The sequence below is a fragment of the Citrobacter sp. wls706 genome (genome assembly GCF_005281305.1).
In the GTDB taxonomy this organism is placed as follows: Bacteria; Pseudomonadota; Gammaproteobacteria; order Enterobacterales; family Enterobacteriaceae; genus Citrobacter; species Citrobacter werkmanii.
Genome location: NZ_SZXG01000031.1, coordinates 222,637 through 243,369, shown reverse-complemented (window position 1 = coordinate 243,369; position 20,733 = coordinate 222,637). Strand labels below are relative to the sequence as shown.

20 protein-coding genes are annotated in these 20,733 nt (G+C 49.6%); 11 read left to right on the top strand and 9 right to left on the bottom strand.

All coding sequences use genetic code 11. The annotated features are described in order from the left end of the window. Positions 1-167 precede the first annotated feature (167 nt). The gene (gene sppA / locus FDW92_RS11780; RefSeq protein WP_042308885.1) at positions 168-2,024 is read left to right on the top strand and encodes a signal peptide peptidase SppA; all 1,857 of its coding nucleotides are present in this window, start codon (positions 168-170) and stop codon (positions 2,022-2,024) included. Here sppA and FDW92_RS11775 read toward each other — a convergent pair. Together FDW92_RS11775 and FDW92_RS11770 are read right to left on the bottom strand one after the other, a co-directional pair. Next, the gene (locus tag FDW92_RS11775; RefSeq protein ID WP_042308886.1) at positions 2,021-3,112 is read right to left on the bottom strand and encodes a helix-turn-helix domain-containing protein; all 1,092 of its coding nucleotides are present in this window, start codon (positions 3,110-3,112) and stop codon (positions 2,021-2,023) included. The genes sppA and FDW92_RS11775 overlap by 4 nt on opposite strands. Further along, on the bottom strand, positions 3,109-4,044 hold the full coding sequence (locus tag FDW92_RS11770; RefSeq protein WP_042308889.1) for a DMT family transporter: 936 nt from the start codon (positions 4,042-4,044) through the stop codon (positions 3,109-3,111). The genes FDW92_RS11775 and FDW92_RS11770 overlap by 4 nt, the downstream gene beginning before the upstream one ends. 200 nt (positions 4,045-4,244) lie before the next feature. Here FDW92_RS11770 and ansA point away from each other — a divergent pair, with 200 nt between their 5' ends. Together ansA and pncA are read left to right on the top strand one after the other, a co-directional pair. Beyond that, the gene (gene ansA / locus FDW92_RS11765) at positions 4,245-5,261 is read left to right on the top strand and encodes an asparaginase (protein WP_042308891.1); all 1,017 of its coding nucleotides are present in this window, start codon (positions 4,245-4,247) and stop codon (positions 5,259-5,261) included. Between the two features lie 13 nt (positions 5,262-5,274). Next, on the top strand, positions 5,275-5,913 hold the full coding sequence (gene pncA, locus FDW92_RS11760; RefSeq protein WP_042308892.1) for a bifunctional nicotinamidase/pyrazinamidase: 639 nt from the start codon (positions 5,275-5,277) through the stop codon (positions 5,911-5,913). Positions 5,914-5,947: 34 nt separating this feature from the next. Here the strand turns inward: pncA and FDW92_RS11755 are convergent, their stop codons facing one another. Continuing rightward, positions 5,948-6,301, bottom strand: coding sequence for a hypothetical protein (locus FDW92_RS11755; protein WP_042308893.1), 354 nt, complete (start codon positions 6,299-6,301; stop codon positions 5,948-5,950). A gap of 306 nt (positions 6,302-6,607) precedes the next feature. Between FDW92_RS11755 and FDW92_RS11750 the strand changes: the two genes are divergently transcribed. Further along, positions 6,608-7,861: a glycoside hydrolase family 18 protein gene (locus FDW92_RS11750; RefSeq protein WP_042308894.1), complete on the top strand. Its 1,254-nt coding sequence runs from the start codon at positions 6,608-6,610 to the stop codon at positions 7,859-7,861. A gap of 94 nt (positions 7,862-7,955) precedes the next feature. Then, the gene (gene yajD, locus FDW92_RS11745) at positions 7,956-8,300 is read left to right on the top strand and encodes an HNH nuclease YajD (RefSeq protein ID WP_003832478.1); all 345 of its coding nucleotides are present in this window, start codon (positions 7,956-7,958) and stop codon (positions 8,298-8,300) included. Positions 8,301-8,343: 43 nt separating this feature from the next. Here the strand turns inward: yajD and FDW92_RS11740 are convergent, their stop codons facing one another. Further along, positions 8,344-8,619, bottom strand: coding sequence for a YeaC family protein (locus tag FDW92_RS11740; protein ID WP_042308895.1), 276 nt, complete (start codon positions 8,617-8,619; stop codon positions 8,344-8,346). A gap of 42 nt (positions 8,620-8,661) precedes the next feature. After that, positions 8,662-9,075, bottom strand: coding sequence for a peptide-methionine (R)-S-oxide reductase MsrB (gene msrB, locus FDW92_RS11735; RefSeq protein ID WP_006684886.1), 414 nt, complete (start codon positions 9,073-9,075; stop codon positions 8,662-8,664). Between the two features lie 341 nt (positions 9,076-9,416). Here msrB and gapA point away from each other — a divergent pair, with 341 nt between their 5' ends. Continuing rightward, complete coding sequence (gene gapA, locus FDW92_RS11730) at positions 9,417-10,412, top strand: glyceraldehyde-3-phosphate dehydrogenase (RefSeq protein WP_003030697.1); 996 nt, start codon at positions 9,417-9,419, stop codon at positions 10,410-10,412. Positions 10,413-10,680: 268 nt separating this feature from the next. Further along, positions 10,681-11,565 (top strand): D-hexose-6-phosphate mutarotase, encoded by an 885-nt coding sequence (locus FDW92_RS11725; RefSeq protein WP_042308896.1) that lies wholly within the window; start codon positions 10,681-10,683, stop codon positions 11,563-11,565. A gap of 62 nt (positions 11,566-11,627) precedes the next feature. On the opposite strand, the gene FDW92_RS11720 is transcribed toward FDW92_RS11725, so the two are convergent. From FDW92_RS11720 to FDW92_RS11705, 4 genes are all read right to left on the bottom strand, one after another. Beyond that, on the bottom strand, positions 11,628-12,482 hold the full coding sequence (locus tag FDW92_RS11720) for an aldo/keto reductase (protein WP_042308898.1): 855 nt from the start codon (positions 12,480-12,482) through the stop codon (positions 11,628-11,630). Between the two features lie 180 nt (positions 12,483-12,662). Beyond that, a complete protein-coding gene (locus tag FDW92_RS11715) occupies positions 12,663-13,013 on the bottom strand; it encodes a hypothetical protein (protein WP_042308899.1) in 351 nt (116 codons plus the stop codon). A gap of 10 nt (positions 13,014-13,023) precedes the next feature. Continuing rightward, positions 13,024-13,266 (bottom strand): hypothetical protein, encoded by a 243-nt coding sequence (locus FDW92_RS11710; protein ID WP_042308901.1) that lies wholly within the window; start codon positions 13,264-13,266, stop codon positions 13,024-13,026. A 571-nt stretch (positions 13,267-13,837) separates the two neighbouring features. Beyond that, on the bottom strand, positions 13,838-14,584 hold the full coding sequence (locus FDW92_RS11705; protein ID WP_042308904.1) for a MipA/OmpV family protein: 747 nt from the start codon (positions 14,582-14,584) through the stop codon (positions 13,838-13,840). Positions 14,585-15,017: 433 nt separating this feature from the next. Between FDW92_RS11705 and yeaG the strand changes: the two genes are divergently transcribed. The 4 genes from yeaG to FDW92_RS11685 all read left to right on the top strand — a co-directional run bounded on the left by yeaG (position 15,018) and on the right by FDW92_RS11685 (position 20,643). Beyond that, positions 15,018-16,952 (top strand): protein kinase YeaG, encoded by a 1,935-nt coding sequence (gene yeaG / locus FDW92_RS11700; protein ID WP_042308906.1) that lies wholly within the window; start codon positions 15,018-15,020, stop codon positions 16,950-16,952. A 202-nt stretch (positions 16,953-17,154) separates the two neighbouring features. Next, positions 17,155-18,438, top strand: a complete 1,284-nt coding sequence (locus tag FDW92_RS11695; protein WP_042308907.1) for a YeaH/YhbH family protein — start codon at positions 17,155-17,157, stop codon at positions 18,436-18,438. Positions 18,439-18,592: 154 nt separating this feature from the next. Beyond that, on the top strand, positions 18,593-20,083 hold the full coding sequence (dgcJ, locus tag FDW92_RS11690) for a diguanylate cyclase DgcJ (protein ID WP_042308909.1): 1,491 nt from the start codon (positions 18,593-18,595) through the stop codon (positions 20,081-20,083). A 44-nt stretch (positions 20,084-20,127) separates the two neighbouring features. Further along, positions 20,128-20,643, top strand: a complete 516-nt coding sequence (locus FDW92_RS11685; RefSeq protein ID WP_042308911.1) for a YbaK/prolyl-tRNA synthetase associated domain-containing protein — start codon at positions 20,128-20,130, stop codon at positions 20,641-20,643. Positions 20,644-20,733: the final 90 nt, after the last annotated feature.

Sequence of the window (20,733 nt, the reverse complement as noted above, 5' to 3'; positions counted from 1 at the left end):
ACTCCAACAATGAGATTTATTCACAAAATTAACACGTGAGCGGATTTTGTTACAGCACAGGCGGTGATTCCTGCTGACAAGTGCCCGTTGGGTCATTACGATAGCCACATCTTAACGCCTTTTTCGGGATAACCGGGTGGCGTGTTGTTAATCGGTAGGGAGAATACATGCGAACCCTGTGGCGATTTATTGCCGGATTTTTTAAATGGACATGGCGATTACTCAATTTCGTCCGTGAATTAGTGCTTAACCTGTTCTTTATCTTTTTGGTGCTGGTTGGCGTGGGGATCTGGATGCAGGTCAGTAGCAGCAACACCAGTGAACATGCTGAACGTGGCGCACTGCTGCTGGATATCTCGGGCGTGATTGTCGACAAACCTTCGAGCACCAGCCGCTTGAGCGTCATTGGCCGTCAACTGTTTGGCGCCAGTTCTGACCGACTGCAGGAAAACTCCCTGTTTGATATCGTGAATACCATTCGCCAGGCGAAAGATGACCGCAACATCACCGGCATCGTGATGGATTTGAAAAACTTTGCCGGGGCCGACCAGCCTTCAATGCAGTACATCGGTAAAGCGCTGCGGGAATTCCGCGACAGCGGCAAACCGGTCTTTGCCGTGGGCGATAACTTCAGCCAAGGGCAATATTACCTCGCCAGTTTTGCCAACAAAATTTACCTTTCCCCACAGGGGTCCGTTGATCTGCATGGTTTTGCCACTAACGGTCTGTACTACAAGTCCCTGCTGGATAAACTGAAAGTCTCAACGCACGTGTTCCGCGTCGGTACCTATAAGTCTGCGGTAGAACCCTTCATCCGCGATGATATGTCCCCTGCCGCGCGCGAGGCCGATAGCCGCTGGATCGGCGAGCTGTGGCAGAACTATCTCGATACGGTCGCCGCCAACCGTCAGATCCCAGCCCAGCAGGTGTTCCCCGGCGCGCAGGCGATGTTGGACGGTTTGACAAAAGTCGAGGGTGATACCGCAAAATACGCGCTCGACAACAAACTGGTGGATGCCCTTGCCTCCAGTGCCGAAGTCGAAAAAATACTGACCAAACAGTTCGGCTGGAGCAAAGCGGATAAAAACTTCCGCGCCGTCAGCTACTACGATTACTCACTGAAAACCCCGGCGGATACCGGTGAGAGCATTGGCGTCATCTTCGCGAATGGCGCGATTATGGACGGTGAAGAAACCCCAGGGAATGTGGGCGGCGACACCACTGCCGCACAGATCCGCGAAGCGCGTCTTGATCCGAAGGTAAAAGCCATTGTTTTGCGAGTGAACAGTCCTGGCGGCAGTGTCAGCGCCTCTGAAGTGATCCGCGCTGAACTGGCTGCGGCTAAAGCGGCGGGCAAACCGGTCGTCGTATCGATGGGCGGCATGGCGGCATCAGGCGGGTACTGGATCTCCACGCCAGCCAGTTACATTGTGGCTAACCCCAGCACGCTGACCGGTTCAATCGGGATCTTTGGTGTGATTAACACCGTGGAGAACAGTCTGGATTCCATTGGCGTACATACCGACGGCGTAGCCACTTCCCCACTGGCGGACATTTCCATCACCAAAGCGTTACCGCCTGAAGTGCAGCAAATGATGCAGCTGAGCATCGAGAACGGCTATAAGCGCTTTATCACGCTGGTCGCGGATGCACGTAAGACAACGCCAGAGCAGATTGACAAAATCGCTCAAGGCCACGTCTGGACCGGCCAGGATGCGAAAGCCAACGGTCTGGTCGACAGTCTGGGTGATTTTGACGACGCCGTCGCGAAAGCGGCTGAACTGGCCAAACTGAAACAATGGCACATTGAGTATTACCAGGACGAACCCACATTCGTGGATATGGTCATGGACAGTATGTCAGGTTCGGTTCGCGCCATGCTGCCCGCCGCCATTCAGGCAATGCTTCCGGCTCCGCTGGCTTCTGCGGCAAGTACGGTAAAAGCTGAAACCGATAAGCTGGCCGCGTTTAACGATCCGCAAAACCGCTATGCGTTTTGCCTGACCTGCGCCAACGTTCGTTAACTGTCAAATGCTGCCCCGGATGGGGCAGCATTGATTCGGGTATTCCGACAGTCCCCAGGCGTACAGCCAAATTCCCGACTAAACATGCGAATAAAGTGCGCGCAGTCGCTAAACCCCAGACGCAGCGCAATCTCCGTTACGCTCTCTCCAGAATTTATCAACAGCCAATGGGCATAGCGCAATCGGGCGCTACGGATAAACTCCCCCGGTGACTGAGAGAACTCAGCATTAAACAACCGGGTCAACTGCCGTGGACTCAGATTGACTTCTGAGGCAAGCCATTGGGTTGAGATAGGTTTAACCAACCCTTTCTCAATCAAAAATACGGCCTTACGTAAGCGGCTATCGCTCACATGCGTAAAGCCTATCGCTCTGGAAACCGCCACGGAAGTGCCGTCTATTCGGTTAGGCACTGACATCTGGAAAATGGCTTTTGTGGCTCTGTCGGGGCCACAGTGCCGGCGAATAAGCTCCGTCGCCAGCCCGATCGTTGAGATACCGCCCGGGCAAGTCAGTATCCCCTTTTCTTCATGGAAATCGACGCCGGTTCGGGCGGTCAACAGAGGAAATTGCGCCTTAAAATCGTTCAGATGCCAGGGATGAACCGCCGCAGTTAATCCCTGTAGAAAACCCTCCTGCGCCAGAACAAAGCTGCCCGTACAAACACCGACCAGCGGGATATTCCGCTGACGGGCAAGATGCAGGTAACGCCGCGCGGCAGGGTCCGCTTTTGCCATACTGCGCAATAGCCCACCGATCACCACGATATAATCGAACTGCTCCGGGGCAACAAATGCGCTATCCGGCATCATCGCCATGCCCGAACTGCTTAAAACAGGCTGTTCTGGCGTAGCGCTCATCAGACGCCAGGAACAGCGGATCTTCTGGCTGTCATCCCCCATATCCGCCGCGTGACGCAGCGCATCCGTCAATCCCGCCAGTGCCAGTAAAGGAAATTCAGGCCACAGTACAATCCCGACATTTAATTGCGGCCTGAGGGGCATCGCTGTCTGGTTCGCATCAATGGCGGTGATAATATCGCGATCTGCTTTTCCACCTGGGGGCAACGTAATGTTGTATTTCTTCACTTCAGGCTCCGGTTTAAACCCGGGCGATGGCGCAAAATTGCCCGGGACGGTAATGAAACACAAAGCAATCCTGTCAGTATCAACAGCGCCCCTACGATAAACGCAGGCTGCAGAGATTCTCCCAGAAACATCACGCCGGCGATAATCCCCATCGCAGGCGTCATCAGAACCAGCGTTCCCAGCGAAGCAACATGATAATTACGCAGCAGAGTAAACCAGATTAGATAGCTTGAAAATGCGACGACCAGCGTCTGGAAAGTCAGACTAGCCATCAATGTCGAGGTCATATGTATCGTCGTTTCACCCAGCATCAAACCAATAAGCAATAACACAATACCGGTGATAGCAAGTTGATAAAACAACGTACACGATGAAGGAATGGTAGCAAGACGACTGCAGCGAATCACAACGCTGGACGTTCCCCAGGCAATGCCCGCAAACAGCCCGCACAAATCGCCAGCCAGACTCCACTGCGTATTCCCGTCATGCGCAACCCACATCACGGCGACGGCAATCCCGAAAAAGGCGATGCCCAGTCCGCACCACTGCAGGCGGCTCAGGCGTTCCTCAGGCAAAATAATATGTAACCCGACGGCGGAAAACAACGGCGCGGTGTACAGATAAAGCGCCATATGAGAGGCAGTCGTCAGCGTTATTCCGACAGAAACCAACACGAACTCAAGCGCAAAAAGCAGCCCAACGATAGTACCCATTCTGGCAACACTGCGCTCACGCAGGCGGCCAAATATATTATCCCGGCGGTGAAAAAGCAGTCCAATCAGCAGCGCGGCGATTGCAGAACGCAAGCCCACCTGAAGAAACGGCGACATATCATCAGCCGCGGATTTAATCGCAACCTGTTGACTGCCCCAGACACCGCAAATCACCACCATCAGCAAAATAGCGGCATTATCGATTCTCTTTCTGATCATTTCTCGATCCGTAAAAGTACGCGTAAAAGAAGGTCGATACTGTAGGACTGAGGGGGGAGAACCACACTGTATAATCGGGACAACGCACTGAACGTAAATGACATATTGATCAGACAACCGGTATGCGTCATTTGCGCTGTCTTTTTTCAGGAGGGACTTTATACTGCGCCTGTTCATGCACAACTTAATCTGTGACGCCCATGCAAAAGAAATCGATTTACGTTGCCTATACCGGCGGTACCATTGGTATGCAGCGCTCAGAACAGGGTTATATCCCCGTTTCTGGTCATCTTCAGCGCCAACTGGCATTGATGCCAGAATTCCACCGCCCTGAGATGCCAGACTTCACCATCCATGAATACGATCCGCTGATGGATTCTTCCGATATGACGCCGGAAGACTGGCAGCATATTGCGGAAGACATTAAATCGCACTATGACGATTACGATGGCTTTGTCATTCTGCACGGTACAGACACCATGGCGTTTACCGCTTCGGCGCTCTCTTTCATGCTGGAGAATCTCGGCAAGCCGGTCATTGTGACAGGGTCACAAATTCCGCTGGCAGAATTACGCTCCGATGGACAAATTAATTTGCTGAATGCGCTCTACGTTGCAGCGAATTATCCGATCAACGAAGTGACCCTGTTCTTCAATAATCGACTGTTTCGCGGCAACCGTACCACCAAAGCGCACGCTGATGGTTTTGACGCCTTTGCCTCACCCAATCTTGCCCCATTACTGGAAGCCGGGATCCATATCCGTCGACTGGGAACACCACCAGCGCCCCACGGTACGGGCGAGTTAATTGTTCACCCTATCACGCCCCAACCGATTGGCGTGGTGACTATTTATCCTGGGATCTCTGCCGATGTGGTACGCAACTTCTTGCGCCAGCCGGTTAAAGCGTTAATTTTGCGCTCTTACGGCGTGGGCAATGCGCCACAAAATAAAGAGTTTCTGCAAGAGCTAGAAGATGCCAGCTCACGCGGCATCGTGGTGGTTAACCTTACGCAGTGTATGTCTGGCAAGGTGAACATGGGCGGTTATGCGACGGGGAACGCGCTGGCGCATGCTGGCGTAATCGGCGGCGCGGATATGACGGTCGAAGCAACCCTCACCAAACTGCACTATTTGCTGAGTCAGGGGCTGGATACGCAGAGCATTCGTCAAGCAATGTCGCAAAATCTGCGTGGCGAGCTCACCCCAGACGAATAAAGGAGTCTATGCCATGGCCCGAGCCTTACTGTTGGTCGATTTACAAAATGACTTTTGTGCTGGCGGCGCCCTCGCCGTCCCGCAAGGTGACAGCACAATCGATATTGCCAACCGCATGATCGACTGGTGCGCCTCACGCGGTGACACCGTCGTCGCCAGTCTGGACTGGCATCCGGCTAATCATGGTAGTTTTGCCAGCCAGCACCAGGTCGCGCCTTACAGTCAGGGGCAACTGGATGGCCTCGCGCAGACGTTCTGGCCCGATCATTGTGTGCAAAACAGCGAAGGGGCTGCCCTGCATCCTCTGCTGAACCAGCGCGCGATAGCGCAAACGTTCACTAAGGGCGAAAACCCGCTGGTCGATAGTTATAGTGCGTTTTTTGACAATGGTCGTCGTCAGGCAACCGCACTGAACGCATGGCTGCTCGAACATCGCGTTGCCGAACTTGTTATCATGGGTCTGGCTACCGATTATTGCGTCAAATTTACCGTTCTGGATGCGCTCGATCTGGGCTACGCCGTCAGCGTCATCACCGACGGTTGTCGTGGCGTCAATATTCACCCACAGGACAGCGCAAACGCTTTTATGGAAATGTCGGCGGCGGGTGCGACTTTGTATACGCTGGCAGATTGGGAAGAAACCCAAGGTTAAAATAAAGGGTGCCCATATATAATGGGCACCTTAGTTATACTTTAACGAATTCCATAATAATCATAAATACGCCCTGTAAATATGACAAAGCACCTCTTCCCACAGCAAGAAAAGCCAAGACTTTCCACAATAGTAAACCTTGATACCGTATAGTGCTTGCGGTGATAGCCCACAAAGAAAGCGGTGTATAAATTAGAATAACCGATGTAAATGCGATTAATACCACCAACCCAGTGTCAGCCGACATCGTGCCATGCTCTAACTGATAAGTGAGGGTATAAAAAGACCCAGCTAATAACGCACCAGGCAGAACTCCCGTTATCCAGTAAGTGAACCCCAGCGGATAATCTCCTTTTAACCATGAAACAATACATTTCCAGGCAGACATTTTTTTAACTCATCTATTGATTATTTTCTGATAATGAAGTTGTTTATTACGTTGTTCAATAGATAAACTTTCAAATAAGAATAATGCCTATATTGATATGAATAATGAATAAATTAACCAAACAAATTACTTAATAACCTATTTTTGAAATTTCTCTCGCTTCAGTTCTCTTCCTCCACACAATCGTCCCTACGTGAACCATCTCGCAGATTTAACGTAGCGGCAATGCTATGGTCCAATGGTTGTTTTTTCGCCACGCCATTTCCGTGGCGTGTTTACTTGTTTAAATGTCAAAGAGGAACACCGATGAAACTATTGCCTTTGTTGGCAGCATTCCCCCTGCTCTGCGCCAGCGTTGTTTCCGCCAATTCACTGATGTCAGTTGGTTACTTTAATGGTGGCGGCGATGTCACTGCCGGTCCTGGTGGCGATATCAATAAACTGGATGTGCGCCAGATAACCCACCTCAACTATTCGTTTGGTCTGATCTACAACAACGAAAAAGACGAAACCAATGCCGCCTTAAAAGACGCCAGCAAGCTGCATCAGATTTGGCTTTCAGAGAAGGTGCAGGCTGATTTGCAGAAAATCCCGGAACTGCGTAAGCAGAACCCGAATCTGAAAGTTCTGCTTTCTGTTGGGGGCTGGGGTGCGCGTGGATTCTCAGGCGCGGCGGCGACGAAAGAAACACGAGCAGTATTCATTCAGTCTGTGCAGGAGATCATTGAGAAATACGGTCTGGATGGCATCGACCTCGACTGGGAATATCCGGTCAATGGCGCCTGGGGACTGGTCGAAAGCCAACCGACCGACCGCGCTAACTTTACCGCGCTGTTAAAAGAGCTGCGGGCAGCATTGGGGCACAAAAAGCTACTGACCATTGCCGTGGGCGCGAATGCGGAAAGTCCGAAAAGTTGGGTGGATGTGAAAGCCATTGCGCCATCACTCGACTATATCAATCTGATGACCTATGACATGGCCTACGGCACTCAATATTTCAACTCAAACCTGTATGATTCGACGAAATGGCCGACGGTCGCCGCCGCTGATAAGTACAGTGCTGACTTTGTGGTTAATAACTATCTCGCCGCCGGGTTAAAGCCGAGCCAGATGAATCTGGGTATTGGTTTTTATGGACGCGTGCCAAAACGCGCTGTTGAACCGGGAATTGACTGGAGCAAACCTGACGCGCAGAAGAATCCTGCCACCCAACCCTATTTCGAAGCAGCACAAATTGCGTTGTTCAAATCACTGGGCGTCGATCTGAGCAAAGATACCTATGTGAAGTACAACGATATCGTGGCAAAGCTGATCAACGATCCGCAGAAGCGCTTTAGCCAGCATTGGGATGATGAGGCGAAAGTACCGTGGCTGTCGGTACAGTCAGCAGACGGGAAAACGCTCTTTGCCCTCTCCTATGAAAACCCGCGCTCGGTGGCGATCAAAGCCGACTATATCAAGAGTAAGGGGCTGGGAGGCGCTATGTTCTGGGAATACGGTGCGGATGACAACAATCAACTGGCTAAGCAGTTGGCTGATTCATTAGGCATCAAACACTGATCCCAACGCCTGACACAATAGGTTATGATTACCGAATTCCGCTGCGCCAGCCTTTGGCGCAGCTCTTCATTTTCTATTGGAGGCATGAGCTTTTATGGCTTTTATCCCTAAAAATTACGCCCGTCTGGAAGTTGGTTACCGGGAAAAAGCGCTTAAGCTCTTCCCCTGGGTCTGCGGACGCTGTTCCCGTGAGTTTGTCTATTCAAATTTGCGCGAGTTGACGGTACACCATATCGATCACGATCACTCCAATAACCCGGAAGATGGTAGCAACTGGGAAATGTTGTGCTTGTATTGCCACGATCACGAACATTCCAAATATACAGAAGCGGATCAGTATGGCTCAACGGTGGTTGCCGGCGAAGATGCGCAGAAGGCTGTCGGCGAAGCTAAATATAATCCATTTGCCGATCTGAAGGCGATGATGAACAAAAAATAACAGCGACAGCGGGCCCGACATCGTGACTGCCGGGCCAGGATTCTCAGGATTTGAACGTTGCAATAGGTTCGGGCGTAATACCAAATTCGACTTTTAGCTGCTGCTTGCTCTTCATCACCATCTCACCGTTGGTATCAATCGTCATATGCTGCGCATCAACGTTGTTGCGCGCCTGCCATAACATCACCAGCTGTAAGCTGTTCTCTTTTTGTTCCACCGTTAGCGCCACGCCATCCGGCCATTTTCCGAGTTCAACGGCGGTAGATAAGCGCTGATAAACTTCCGGCGTCATGCTGTTGATCATCTCATCAAGATTCATGTTAAATCCACTCTCCGTAGAATAATTTGCTGAATCGTTTCTTCAACCCTTAATTTGTTCACCGTTTTCGCCATCGGTAAAGTTCAAAGAGGCTGAGTTAACGCAGTAGCGCTCACCGGTAGGTTTTGGACCATCCGGGAAGACGTGTCCCAGGTGCGCATCACAGTTCCCACAGCGGATTTCAATGCGCTGCATACCATGCGAGGTATCTTTTATGTAACGGATAGCCTCTTCGCTGACCGGCTCGTAAAAACTGGGCCAGCCGCAGCCAGAGTCATATTTTGTCTCGGAACGAAATAGCGGTTTATCGCAGATCAAACAGTGGTAGATGCCGTCACGCTTGTTATGCAGCAAACGCCCGGTAAATGGCGGTTCTGTCCCGTGATTCTGCGTCACGTAGAACTGCATTTCTGTTAAATTTTTTTTCAGTTCTTCTGGAGAAGGTTGATTAGCCATTTGCTCACATCTCGCTTTATCTAAACTCACATCACGAGACAGATTCTAACAAAACATTAACACCGGAGTGCGAACTTTTGTTCTAAACTTGATCCTTGCGAAATGGCAGCCTGCAATTCGTGATCATAATCACGTTTTTATCTTGATTGCCCTTTAAAATTCGGGCCGCCGACCCCATGTGGTTTCAAGCCCAAAGGAAGAGTGAGGCGAGTCAGTTGCGCAAAGCTTAGGCAGCAGATTGATTTGTCGCAATGATTGACACGATTCCGCTTGACGCTGCGTAAGGTTTTTGTAATTTTACAGGCAACCTTTTATTCACTAACAAATAGCTGGTGGAATATATGACTATCAAAGTAGGTATCAACGGTTTTGGCCGTATCGGTCGCATTGTTTTCCGTGCTGCTCAAGAACGCTCTGACATCGAGATCGTTGCAATCAACGACCTGTTAGACGCTGACTACATGGCTTACATGCTGAAATATGACTCCACTCACGGCCGTTTCAACGGTACCGTTGAAGTGAAAGACGGTCATCTGATCGTAAACGGTAAAAAAATCCGTGTTACCGCTGAACGTGATCCGGCTAACCTGAAATGGGACGAAGTTGGTGTTGACGTAGTAGCTGAAGCTACTGGCCTGTTCCTGACAGATGAAACCGCTCGTAAGCACATCACTGCTGGCGCGAAAAAAGTGGTTCTGACTGGTCCGTCCAAAGATAACACTCCGATGTTTGTTAAAGGCGCTAACTTTGACAAATACGAAGGTCAGGACATCGTTTCTAACGCTTCCTGCACCACTAACTGCCTGGCTCCGCTGGCTAAAGTTATCAACGACAACTTCGGCATCATCGAAGGTCTGATGACTACTGTTCACGCGACCACCGCTACTCAGAAAACCGTTGATGGCCCGTCTCACAAAGACTGGCGCGGCGGCCGCGGCGCATCCCAGAACATCATCCCGTCCTCTACCGGTGCTGCTAAAGCTGTAGGTAAAGTACTGCCAGAACTGAACGGCAAACTGACTGGTATGGCGTTCCGCGTTCCTACCCCGAACGTATCCGTTGTTGACCTGACCGTTCGTCTGGAAAAAGCTGCTTCTTACGAAGAAATTAAGAAAGCAATCAAAGCTGCTTCCGAAGGCCCGATGAAAGGCGTTCTGGGTTACACCGAAGACGACGTAGTATCTACCGATTTCAACGGTGAAGTTTGCACTTCCGTGTTCGATGCTAAAGCAGGTATCGCACTGAACGACAACTTCGTGAAACTGGTATCCTGGTACGACAACGAAACCGGCTACTCCAACAAAGTTCTGGATCTGATTGCTCACATCTCCAAATAAGTTGAGATGAAACAGTAATCTGTAAGAGCGACTATGGTCGCTCTTTTTTTTGCCTGAAGATACACGTCATACTTCGAGTTGCAGGTGTGTTGGCTACGCTCTCTCACCCGAATCACTTACTACAGTAAGCTCATCGGGGTGAATCAGGGACATCCATGTCCCTGACCGAAGACAACCTTCGGTTGTTCAAATTCGTTCCTGACGAATTTGTCGTTCACTTGCCGCCGTCCTGCAACCCGAATTATTTAGGGTTAAAAAGGATTGCGTAATGATTAATAAAATTTTTGCACTTCCGGTAGTCGAACAAATTGCCCCGGTCCTCTCCCGCCGTCAGCTTGATGAGCTTGAGGTCATTGTTGTCGATCACCCGCAGGTTAAAGCCTCTTTTGCGCTGCAGGGCGCACATCTTCTTTCCTGGAAACCAAACGGTGAAGAAGAAGTCCTGTGGTTAAGTAACAATACGCCGTTTAAAACCGGTGTTGCGCTGCGTGGCGGCGTACCGATTTGCTGGCCGTGGTTTGGCCCTGCCGCTCAGCCTGGCCTACCGTCTCATGGTTTTGCCCGTAACCTGCCATGGACGCTGAAAGCGCATAACGAAGACGAGAATGGTGTAGTTCTGACGTTCGAACTACAAAGTAGCGCTGAAACGCGTCAGCTTTGGCCGCACGAGTTCTGTCTGCTGGCCCGGTTCAAAGTGGGCGCCACCTGCGAGATGGAGCTGGAAGCGCACGGTGAGTTTGAAACTACCTCCGCGCTGCATACCTATTTCAATGTGGGTAATATTGCGGCAGTGAAGGTCAGAGGTCTTGGCGATCGTCTGATCGATAAAGTGAATGATGCCAAAGAAGACGTACTGGCTGATGGTATCCAGACCTTCCCGGACCGTACCGATCGTGTCTATCTGAATCCGGAAGCATGCAGCGTCATTCATGATGATGCGCTGAATCGCAATATTGACGTAATCCACCACCACCATCTGAATGTCGTGGGCTGGAACCCAGGCCCGGCGCTGTCTGTCAGCATGGGCGACATGCCGGATGACGGTTACAAAACATTTGTTTGCGTAGAAACGGCTTACGCCACGGCACCGCAGAAAACCACCGAAGAAAAACCGTCTCGTCTGGCACAAACGATTCGTGTTGCTAAGCGCTAAGATCGTGTCAGTTGCCTGATAGTGTTTGCGCCATCAGGCAACTCAGCGCGCCATGCGGCAAATCAGGCCATATCCAGCGCCGTTTTACCTTTTGGCGCCGGATATGCCTTATCTAACTGCTTCAGCTCATCGGCAGAGAGCGTTATCTCCAGTGCCGCGGCATTCTGTTCGACATGCGCCACATTCGCGGCTTTCGGAATGGCTATCACCCCCGAAAGACGAATAACCCATGCCAGTAAAATCTGCGCAGCGCTGGCATTGTGGGCGCGCGCAATGTCATTGACCACTGGGTTAGAAAGCAAGTCCCCCCGGAGCCGCCCTGCCTGAGCCAGCGGACTGTAGGCCATAACCGGCATCTGCTGTTGCTGGCACCATGGCAGTAAATCATATTCAATGCCGCGTGATGCTAAATGATAGAGCACCTGATTAGTTGCACAGTGTCGTCCACCTGCAACCTGCCATAATGCCTGCATATCATCGTAATCAAGATTAGAGACGCCCCAGCGGCGGATTTTGCCCTGCGCAATAAGCGTTTCCATAGCGTCGACGGTGTCAGCAAATGAAAAGTCTCCCGTCCAGTGCAACAAATAGAGATCCAGATAATCGGTTTTCAAACGACGCAGGCTGGCTTCGCAGGCGGCAATCGCTTTCTTGCCCGCGGCATTCCATGGATAAACCTTCGAAACTAAAAAAGCGCTATCACGCCGACCTGACAGCGCCTCGCCAACAACCTCTTCCGCTGCACCATCTGCGTACATTTCGGCTGTATCAATCAATCGCAGGCCAAGATCCAGCCCAGCCCGTAACGCGGCGACTTCATCCCGACGTCGGGCTGAATCCTCGCCCATGTACCATGTTCCCTGCCCAATCGCAGGAAGCGATACCTGCTCCGTAAACATCACCTGTTTCGCTGTCATCGCACCCTCCTGTGTTAATGCACCACAGTAAAGCAAAACAACAGACATGTGTCCTGTTATGGTGCACAAATTGCACCATCATAGTTTGGCGTGTCGCCCGTTAATGCGATTAAAGTAAAAGGCCCGGGATCTGATGCAGATCACGGACCTAAATAATGCAAAATTTTCACTAGCCAGCGCTTATTTCAACCGACCTAAATATTTGCCCTCTTTCATGGCGTTAATTTTTCCGTTTTTATAGACAATGACGGAAATCAAACCCGCACTGTAAGTTTGTGCATCGGCATTATTTTCATCATTTGCCGCAGGGTTGCCATTAATATATGCAATACCATCAGCGCCACGTTTAAAGTCCACGCCCAGCTTATTCACATGCACGGATGTGGTTTTGCTGGCGTGCACCGGGGCATTAGCGTCGCTGACCTGAGTTTTGTGTTCATGCTGTAATTGCTGACGATATGCTTCGCTGATAGCATAAGCAGGCGCAGCAGATGAAGCCACCAGCGCAGCGATAATAATCAATTTCTTCATGAGTTAAACCTTAGTATTTATCGTGTTTGTGGTGATGGTCGGAATGGGTGCCATCAGAGCTATACAGATTTTGCGCGTTTTCCAGGGCCTGTTTTTCAGCCGCGGCATTGATTGTCGCCTGACGGTTTTGTTCGGCGATGTAGCAGGCATCGCGGCTGATCCCTTTGTTTTCGCATGCACTCATGCGTGAAGCCTCGCTGGTGCATCCAGCCAGGATCCCGCCCATCACAGCTATCATGATTAACTTTTTCATTATTTTTACCAGGTTTTTACTCAAGATATCCTCGTGGCATATTTAAGGCCTTACCACGAGAGTTGCTATCACTACTTTTAAAGTTTAATGAATATCGGCAATAGGATATTTAATGTCAATTTTAATTTTTTCAGACAAATACCTAAAGGATGTAAAATAAAAACAAATGATTAATTTTTATTTTTTTCACCTGAAAGTTAACATTCAAAACAAGCCAAAATAGTTATCAGTTATCTTTATGCCAGTTGAGAATAAATACCCCGCGCATCGCGATACAACAAACCCCTGTATTATCAATAAATTATGAATCCAGAAAACGACAGCCCATAACAATAAATCATTAAGGCATGGCGATATTACCTCATGCAAAAAAGAATAGATACCAGGCTAATAAAATGAGAGGTTTATTTTTCGTAACGGCGAAAGAGCTATCAGGTTAAATAATCGTTGCGGCCAGGCGAAACGCAAAACCACTATAAAGATGCAATCTCATGTTTTAGATCAATATTCATCCCCACAAAACATAAAAAAGCCTGCATGTCTGCAGGCTTGTGTATGACACGCAGTAGCATCAGAACTTGTAGGTCACACCTACCGAGAAGATGCCAGACCAGGACTTATCGACCATCGGGCTATCCTTCACTTCATCACTCAAACGCACATAACGGCCAGTGCCGTATACGTTCCAGTTGCCAAGGAAGTTATAGCTCGCGGTCAACTCCAGGTATGGATCCCATCCATCGTCAGCGCTGTAGCTTTTCAGACCACTGCGGCGAGACTCGTGATTGGACACGCCATAATAATAGTCGTTGTAGTTTTCGCTGCTGTACTGCACACCGATACCCGGCGTCAAAGTCAGCGCACCGTTAGTGTAACGGTAGAGCCATGCCAGATCCCAGATAAAGCCGTTGCTGTTATCCAGGGTATCACCCGCCAGAGCGGTACGCAGGAAACCATACTGGGTGTTATGTACATACGAGAGGCCAGCCATCAGGCTGCTTTTACGCTTGTCGAGTTGGCGCAAAGCATGGCTGTCGCTGTCACCCGGCTTGAAGTGGGTCGGATCATAGTATGCCATGATGGAGAGCTTATCTGCCGCGTCATTCCACAGATAGTAGCCGCCACCCAGACCGTGGAACCAGACGTTATCGCCTTCATAGGTGACAACCGGAACGGGATAAACATCGCGGTCATACTGTTTGTACGGGCTGTTAATCACGCCGACACCTGCACCAACAGTCCACTGGCTTTCCGCCTGTGCGGTGCTAACTGCGGTTGCGGCAAGGACGCCAAGTGCCAGAAGTTTGAGTTTGGTCACAATCCATAATTCCTTATTCAAATGTGTAGCGGTCAAAGTGTAATCGCCAATACGCTTCAGCCCAACTATTTTACGTATTAGTCCAGGAATGTAACCCCCTAATTTCTCAATGAGTGATGACATTTTGCTTGCAGGACAGTGAACACTGCATGAAATCTGCCCCATTTCTTTACATAAGGTGTGCTTTTTTTGCTGATGAGTTATTGATATGCCGTTGAAATTCATTTGCGCATCCATGCAAGTTTTGCAAATGCCATCTACGCTTAATTTTAGAAGGTGTATCACCGAATACGTTGATCTCCTGACCATCAAAATGGCATGAGAGTTGCTTATTTCTTCAGCAGCGACGTCGTTCAGTTTACCTCTTCAGGGGCCTCTACTATTCATATGAACGGCTCTTAACATGTGCTAAAAAACGAAAGGACGGCATACCATGAATATATTCGATCACTATCGCCAGCGTTATGAAGCTGCCAAGGACGAAGAGTTCACGCTGCAGGAGTTTCTTACCACTTGTCGGCAAGATCGCAGTGCTTATGCCAACGCGGCAGAGCGGCTATTAATGGCTATTGGTGAACCTGTCATGGTTGACACTGCCCACGAACCTCGTCTTTCTCGACTCTTTTCGAATCGGGTAATTGCACGCTATCCCGCTTTCGAAGAGTTTTACGGCATGGAAGACGCCATTGAGCAGATTGTTTCTTATTTGAAACATGCAGCTCAAGGTCTGGAAGAGAAGAAACAGATTTTGTATCTGTTGGGGCCTGTGGGAGGGGGGAAATCATCTCTCGCTGAACGACTCAAGTCGCTGATGCAGAGAGTTCCGATTTATGTCCTGAGCGCCAATGGCGAACGTAGCCCGGTTAACGATCATCCGTTGTGCTTGTTTAATCCACAGGAAGACGCGCAGATCCTGGAAAAAGAGTATGGGATCCCGCGTCGCTATCTCGGGACGATCATGTCGCCATGGGCGGCGAAACGTCTGCACGAGTTTGGCGGGGACATCACGAAATTCCGCGTCGTCAAAGTCTGGCCGTCTATTCTGGAGCAGATCGCTATCGCCAAAACGGAACCTGGTGATGAAAACAACCAGGATATCTCTGCGCTGGTCGGGAAAGTGGATATTCGTAAACTCGAACACCATGCTCAGAACGATCCTGATGCCTACGGTTACTCGGGTGCGTTGTGCCGCGCTAACCAGGGGATTATGGAGTTCGTAGAGATGTTTAAAGCACCGATTAAAGTGCTGCATCCTCTGCTGACCGCCACCCAGGAAGGAAACTACAACGGGACAGAAGGTATCTCTGCCCTGCCGTTTAACGGAATTATTCTTGCCCACTCGAACGAGTCCGAATGGGTGACGTTCCGCAATAACAAAAACAATGAGGCGTTCCTTGACCGTGTTTACATTGTCAAAGTGCCTTATTGCCTGCGGATCTCCGAAGAGATCAAAATCTACGAGAAATTGCTTAACCACAGTGAGCTGACCCATGCGCCTTGCGCACCTGGCACGCTGGAAACGCTCTCTCGCTTCACCATTCTTTCTCGCCTGAAAGAACCAGAGAACTCGAGCATTTACTCGAAGATGCGCGTTTACGATGGCGAAAGTCTGAAAGATACCGATCCAAAAGCGAAATCCTATCAGGAGTATCGGGATTACGCCGGGGTCGATGAGGGTATGAACGGTCTGTCCACGCGTTTCGCGTTTAAGATCCTCTCTCGCGTCTTTAACTTTGATCATGCCGAAGTCGCGGCAAACCCGGTGCATCTGTTCTACGTCCTGGAACAACAAATCGAGCGTGAGCAGTTCCCGCAGGAAATGGCAGAACGTTATCTTGAGTTCCTGAAAGGCTATCTGATCCCTAAATATGCTGAATTTATTGGCAAAGAGATTCAGACGGCTTATCTCGAATCCTATTCCGAATACGGACAGAACATATTCGACCGTTATGTCACCTACGCGGATTTCTGGATTCAGGATCAGGAGTATCGTGACCCGGATACCGGTCAACTGTTCGATCGCGAGTCGCTGAACGCAGAGCTGGAGAAAATTGAGAAGCCAGCGGGTATCAGTAACCCGAAAGACTTCCGTAATGAGATCGTCAACTTTGTTCTGCGCGCCAGAGCGAATAACAGCGGTCGCAATCCAAATTGGACCAGTTACGAAAAACTGCGCACGGTGATTGAGAAGAAAATGTTCTCTAATACCGAGGAGCTGCTGCCGGTTATTTCGTTCAACGCCAAAACCTCGACTGACGAGCAGAAAAAGCACGACGATTTTGTCGACCGTATGATGGAAAAAGGCTACACGCGTAAGCAGGTACGTTTACTGTGCGAATGGTATTTGCGCGTACGTAAATCGTCTTAAGAGCATAAATGGCCCGGACAACTTATCCGTTTACCGGGCCTATATTTCTTCTGTACGCGAAATCATTCAAGAGGTATCAAGGCGGCAAATGAGTGAATTCCCAGGAGCGTACATAAGTACGTGACTGGGTGAGCGAATGCAGCCAACGCGGAGACAACTTGAAGGATGAAGCGTAAGTTGGCAAATGCAGTACGGGGGGCTTATGACCTGGTTTATTGACCGGCGTCTTAACGGCAAAAACAAGAGCACGGTAAACCGCCAGCGCTTCTTACGCCGTTATAAATCGCAAATTAAACAGTCGATCTCCGAGGCCATTAACAAGCGTTCGGTGACTGATGTGGATAGCGGCGAATCTGTCTCTATTCCTACCGATGATATTAGCGAACCGATGTTCCATCAGGGGCGCGGTGGTCTGCGCCATCGCGTGCATCCGGGTAACGACCATTTTGTGCAGAATGACCGTATTGAACGTCCACAGGGCGGAGGCGGCGGTTCGGGAAGCGGACAAGGCCAGGCGAGTCAGGATGGCGAGGGTCAGGATGAATTCGTCTTCCAGATTTCTAAAGATGAATATCTCGATCTGCTTTTCGAAGATTTAGCTCTGCCAAATCTTAAACAGAATCAGCAACGTCAGCTTACGGAGTACAAAACGCATCGGGCTGGTTTTACCTCTAACGGTGTGCCGGCCAACATCAGCGTGGTGCGCTCCCTGCAAAATTCACTGGCGCGCCGCACGGCAATGACGGCAGGTAAGCGTCGCGAACTGCATGCGCTCGAAGCGGATCTGGAGACCATCACAAAAAGTGAACCCGCTCAGTTGTTGGAAGAAGAACGGTTACGCAAAGAAATTGCCGAACTACGGGCAAAAATCGAACGTGTGCCATTTATCGACACCTTTGACTTACGCTACAAGAATTATGAAAAACGGCCCGATCCTTCCAGTCAGGCGGTGATGTTCTGTCTGATGGACGTCTCCGGTTCGATGGATCAGTCGACCAAAGATATGGCAAAGCGTTTTTATATTCTGCTGTATCTGTTCTTAAGCCGCACCTATAAGAACGTGGAAGTGGTTTATATTCGCCACCACACCCAGGCGAAAGAGGTAGATGAGCATGAGTTCTTCTACTCTCAGGAAACCGGGGGAACCATTGTCTCCAGCGCGCTGAAGTTAATGGATGAAGTGGTGAAAGAGCGCTACGACCCTGCCCAGTGGAATATCTATGCCGCACAGGCGTCGGATGGTGATAACTGGGCGGATGACTCACCGTTGTGTCATGAGATTCTGGCGAAAAAACTGCTGCCGGTAGTGCGATATTACAGCTATATCGAAATTACCCGCCGCGCGCACCAGACTTTGTGGCGTGAATACGAACATCTGCAATCAACCTTTGAAAACTTTGCGATGCAGCATATCCGCGATCAGGATGACATTTATCCGGTATTCCGCGAACTGTTTCATAAGCAAAGTACCACCAGCAATAATTAAGCGACCACTTTCAGCCGAGGCTTCGGCTTCGGCTGATTACATTACCCTGTATCATGATCGTGACATTTTGCAATGGTTTATCCCGCCGCTTCGTTAGAGCGAATGTGGAGCATGTGGTAAAATCGCATCTCTAACCTATGGGCTGTAATTCATTATGAAGTTGCATCATAAAGCGCTCAGGCTCTTTATCTCAGTCAGCGTTATTGTTTTGACATCTTCTTTTTTGGTTTATGAACTCATTGCCAGCGATAAGGCAATGAATGCCTATATGCGCTATATCAATGAGAAAGCCGACTCCTCCTTTCTCTATGATAAGTACACCAATCAGAGTATTGCAGCCCATCTGATGCGCACCTTTTCATCCCCTAAGGAACCCGCATCGGTCGAACAACAAAAAGCGTTCTGCGATGCTTTCGATAGCGTTAACGGTACACATGGGCTCAATCTCACAACGCATAATTACCTGCCATTACACGGTACGCTGCAGACCACCTCAACCAAATGTAGCGGGCAACTCGAAGACGTATTCCTGCTACCCTCTTTTGACCGGGCGGTGAACGTCAATCGCCTGCAAAAAGATTACGGTCAGGGATTAGGAACGCTGGAGTATAAATTTCGCTACTACGTCGATCTCAAGAATAACTACGTCTATTTTTATAATCTGATCGACTCACGGAAATTTGCGATACACAACTGGACATTTTTGCAAAAAGGCTCGCTGGGCATCGATCAGAATGATATTGACGGTATTTTCACGGGTCGCACGGTGATTTCCAGCATTTATGAGGATAACCTGACCGAGAAAAAGGTGATGAGCTTTTTAACCCCGGTCTACTATGCCGGTAAGCTAAAAGGCGTGGTGATGGTGGATATCAACAAAGAAAATTTAAAGAATATTTTCTATACCAGCGATCGTCCTCTGGTCTGGCGCTATCTTAACGTGACGCTCTCTGATATCAGCTCAGGTAAAGAGATCCACGTTCACCAAAGTGAGACCAATCTATTCCGCTACGTTCACTACGAGAAGGACATCCCTGGTGGCATACGCGTCACCTTATCTCTTGATTTTATGTACTTTATCGTCTCATCGTGGAAAATATTCGTCTTCTATCTCCTGGCAACGATACTGCTGCTGAATATGGTCAGAACTCATTTTCGCTTGTATCACAACGTCACACGGGAAAATATCAGCGATGCGATGACCGGACTCTATAACCGTAAAATTTTGACGCCGATGCTCGAACAACGTTTGCAGCAGTTGGTCAACACGGGAACCCTCGTGACCTTTATCGCCATTGATTGCGATAAGCTAAAAGTTATTAATGACACATTGGGGCATAAGGAAGGCGATCGCATTATCACCCTTCTGGCCAAGGCCATTCAGAGCTCTATTCGAAAAAGCGACTATGCCATCCGCCTTGGCGGGGATGAATTTTGCATCATCCTTATCGATCATCCCAGTGAATTAACGCACAGCATGCTGGAACGGATTCGCTACAACTTACAAATTATTGCGCAAGATATATCAATCAGCTTCTCTGTCGGGATTTATAATATGCAGCCAAACGACACCATTGATGATGCTTACAAAGCATCGGATGCCCAACTCTATCTGAACAAACAGAAAAAACGCGCCGATGCGTAATCATTTTTCAGCCAGGATTTTTATTGTTGTACCAGGAGCAAGTCATGACGGAAGTGAACAAAGGTAACGCAACGCATCAGCGTTTAATTTCGCTGTTATCAGAACAGGGCGCGACGTATCGTGTGGTTAGCCATGAAGCCGTCGGCAAATGTGAAGCGGTCTCTGAAATTCGCGGTACTGCACTGGGTCAGGGCGCAAAAGCGTTGGTCTGTAAAGTAAAGGGTAACGGCGTTAATCAGCATGTACTGGCGATTCTCTCTGCTGACCAGCAGGCCGACCTGAGCCTGTTGGCCGGTCATATCGGCGGGTTGCGAGCATCGCTCGCCAGCCCGGCGGAAGTCGATGAACTGACAGGTTGCGTATTTGGCGCCATCCCACCGTTTAGTTTTCATCCGAATCTCAAACTGGTCGCCGATCCGCTGCTGTTTGAACGTTTTAATGAAATTGCGTTTAATGCCGGAATGCTGGAGAAATCCGTGATCATGGATACTGCTGATTACCTGCGAATTGCACAACCGGAATTAATTCCGTTCCGCCGCGTTCAATCACAGCCGAGTTAGCAGTAAAAAACGTCACATAGTGCATTAGCTCAAAAAAAATCATTATCATTAAATAAAGCCTGTTCCGTCACGCGTTTACGCGTACAGTAA